Annotated in this window: 1 protein-coding gene; it reads right to left on the bottom strand. The window is 42.4% G+C overall.

What is annotated here, in order from left to right; all coding sequences use genetic code 11:
* On the bottom strand, positions 1–1,280 hold a 1,280-nt coding region (locus ACNG5D_RS15790; RefSeq protein WP_418184497.1), incomplete at both ends, for an Ig-like domain-containing protein.

The following is a 1,280-nucleotide window of genomic DNA, read 5'->3' as shown; positions in this document are numbered from 1 at the left end:
TGATGCCTACTGGGCTACATGGATCGTTTTCATCGGATGTACCTGTTGGTACTGTTGGCGTACTTGGATCATCTATACCTGTAGTTTCTTCACAATCCGTTAAACCATCACCATCACTATCGGTCGTATTGATGCCTACTGGGCTACATGGATCGTTTTCATCGGAGGTACCTGTTGGTACTGTTGGCGTACTTGGATCATCTATACCTGTGGTTTCCTCACAATCCGTTAAACCATCACCATCACTATCGGTCGTATTGATGCCTACTGGGCTACATGGATCGTTTTCATCAGATGTACCAGTTGGTACTGTTGGCGTACTCGGATCATCTATACCTGTGGTTTCCTCACAATCCGTTAAACCATCACCATCACTATCGGTCGTGTTGATGCCTACTGGGCTACATGGATCGTTTTCATCGGATGTACCTGTTGGTACTGTTGGTGTACTTGGATCGTCTATACCCGTAGTTTCTTCACAATCCGTTAAACCATCACCATCACTATCGGTTGTGTTGATGCCTACTGGGCTACATGGATCGTTTTCATCGGATGTACCTGTTGGTACTGTTGGCGTACTTGGATCATCTATACCTGTAGTTTCTTCACAATCCGTTAAACCATCACCATCACTATCGGTTGTGTTGATGCCTACTGGGCTACATGGATCGTTTGGATCACTTGTTGGGCCACCTACAAATGTAGTTGGATCAGCTGGTGTACTTGGATCATCGTTACCTGTTATTTCCTCACAATCAGTTAAGCCATCACCATCTGAATCAATAGTAGAAGTACATAACGGAACCACAACTGTTATCATTGCCTCATTAGATACATTTCCTTCATTATCATTTACAGTATATGTAATAGTAGTTATTCCATCTGTGTAACCCAACTCTGGACTAAATGTAACTGTTCCATCACCATTATCTGTAAAAGTTCCTTCTCCAGGTACTGTAAATGAACTCTGTTGTCCTGGTGTATCTGGATCTAAATCAATAGAAGTTATATCTATAGTGCCATTTGGATCTGTATCGTTTCCAGTAACATTAATTATAACATCTACTCCAGGGTCTGTTGATCCTCCATCATTATTAGCTACAGGGTAACAGTTTTCAACAATTGGATCACATGCATCATTAGGGTTAGATGCACCTGTTGGTACTGTTGGCGTACTCGGATCGTCTATACCTGTAGTTTCTTCACAATCCGTTAAACCATCACCATCACTATCGGTTGTGTTGATGCCTACTGGGCTACATGGATCGTTTTCATCGGAT

Origin of the sequence: Algibacter ulvanivorans (assembly GCF_048381495.1) — a bacterium.
GTDB lineage: Bacteria > Bacteroidota > Bacteroidia > Flavobacteriales > Flavobacteriaceae > Algibacter_B > Algibacter_B ulvanivorans.
The sequence above is the reverse complement of the archived record's forward strand: the minus strand, read 5'-3'. Positions and strand labels throughout refer to the sequence as shown.